The organism is Exobacillus caeni (assembly GCF_005747095.1).
Classification (GTDB): domain Bacteria; phylum Bacillota; class Bacilli; order Bacillales; family Guptibacillaceae; genus Exobacillus; species Exobacillus caeni.
In genome coordinates this window covers 1-2,176 of record NZ_SWLG01000041.1, presented here as the reverse complement: position 1 = coordinate 2,176, position 2,176 = coordinate 1, and the positions used below count along the sequence as shown (strand labels likewise).

The 2,176-nt window shown below is 42.8% G+C and carries 1 protein-coding gene; it reads right to left on the bottom strand.

Translation table 11 applies throughout. The annotated features are described in order from the left end of the window. Nucleotides 1-94: 94 nt before the first annotated feature. Complete coding sequence (gene ltrA, locus FCL54_RS23495; protein ID WP_246055442.1) at nt 95-1,594, bottom strand: group II intron reverse transcriptase/maturase; 1,500 nt, start codon at nt 1,592-1,594, stop codon at nt 95-97. Between the last annotated feature and the right edge of the window lie 582 nt (nt 1,595-2,176).

Genomic DNA, 2,176 nt, shown 5'->3' with positions numbered 1-2,176 from the left:
AATAAAGTAGGGAAACCTCTTTCAAGGCTTCCCCCTTATCAAACCGTACGTGCCCTATTAAGGCATACGGCTTACCCATATGTTACAATGTCAATCAAGAGGATGCGTTCCAGGCATTCTGCATCTTTTCTAGTCGGCGGGGAGAGTAGTACTCCTCGCCTTTTTCTTTTGCTCGTTGGATGGCCCTTTTTAATTTAGCTTTCCCCTTCACTCTCATCTCGTCAACGTACTGGTCGAGTGTATAACCATAGACTCTATTCAAATAAAGCCAGTAAGCTGGAATAAGTTTGATGCTTACAAAATAAGCTCTGTTCCATTTGTAACGCATCTTCTGTTCTTTCTTTTGGTTCGGATGTTTGTGAATGAATGCTACTCTGAGCCTTCTTCTTATGTAACCATCTAAAGAGAGTAAAGTCCTTCGTATCCATTTCGTTACACAGTGACTCTTTAGCCCATACTTTTCATTTGCTTTGATTGCTTCAATCACGGTGACATAGTAATTGACCTTTCCTCTTATGATTGGATTTACGCGGTTTATCCATTCTTCCTTACTAAGAGTCAATGTCTTTCGTGTTTTCTGCTTAATCTTCATTCTAAAATCCTTGATGGATTCTTCTTTTGGAGTAACGTGAAAGACCGGCTTCTTGTCTTTCTTCCCCTCTCGCCAATGGTGAAAGGTGAATCCCAGAAAATCAAAGTCATCTTTTTGAAAATCTACGATTTTCGTCTTCTCCTTTGAGATTTCCAATCCTAATTCTTTCAGCTTTGCTTTTGTAAGGTCGGCTGCCTTCTTGATGTCTTCTTTTGATTTGGCAAAAAGCAGAAAGTCGTCTGCGTATCGTACAAAGCGTAATCCATGTAAATCCCATTCCCAATCCAATTCACTCAAGAATACATTGGCCAACAGTGGCGAAATCACTCCACCTTGAGGAGTTCCATCATCGGAATGAATTCTTTTGCCTTCTTCCATATAACCCGTTTTCAACCATTGCTCTATCATCTTTAGTACCGTACGGTCTGATACATACTTTTTGAGTACAGCCACGAGTTTCTTATGAGAAATGTTATCGAAGAAGCCTTTAATATCACAGTCGTAGATGTGGTTGTATCCTTGTTCAATATTCCATAAGATAATCTGCAGCCCTCTTTTTACTCCACGGGCTGGACGATAGCCAACGGACCAGTTATGAAAGAGATGATCCTCAAATTTTGGTTGGAGGACATTGACGACACTCTGTTGGACGATACGGTCTTCAATCGTAGGAATTCCGAGCGGACGTTTCTTTCCGCTTTTCTTGGGAATGTAAACTCTTTTCACCGGTTGAGGTTGATACGTTTTCTCTCTAAGTTTCATAAGAAGATTCATGATGTTTTCTTCTAGATTGGCTTCATAACTTTCGATGGTTTCCCCATCGATTCCGCCAGCTCCTTTGTTTTGTTTTACTTTCCGAAAACTTTCTGTTAGTTTCCGGTCGAACAGAAGCTGTCCATAAACGCTATGAAGTTTAAATTTCCACTCTTGATTCATTGCGTATTCCACGCCTTTCCTTGATGTACTTTCAAACGGTTTTACCGCAGTAACTTGTTCGTTCACATTACATCTCGTCTATAGCCTGGAGCCATAGGTCGTTCCCCTTCCGTTCGCTCCATGTTTCGTCATCGAGCTACTTCCGTACTATGAGAACGTCTGATTTCTCCATCCGTTCTTCGTCATTTCGGATTTCCCTTATAGACTAGAACCCTGCCTGTTCGGTAAGATGGAGACCTCACGGGGTCATCGCATTTTCCTTCAAGGCATACCCTTCACCATCACGTTGTAAGCCACACTTTCTCGGTCTGACTTCTAAAGAAAGTGCCTTTTAGTGGGCTTCCTCACTTTTCGAAAAGTCGCCAGCTTACCCCGCCGCTGTGATTCACACTTCTTGCATTAGGGTCTACCTTTTCGCCTGCGGTTCTTTATAATTTTCCGCATCTCCTTCAGACACTACCTCACAGTAATGCCCTAGATTAGGCTTCTCGAGCTAGGTCAGTCTCCTCGAGGATGGACTTTCACCATCTGGAATTCACATCCGTCTATTTCATCCAGTCGTTACACCTCGGTGTCGTCTCTGTCCAGAAACAGAGTGAAAGGGTGTTGCCTGCGGCAACACCCTTTGCGACTGCCCGTCGCACAAAA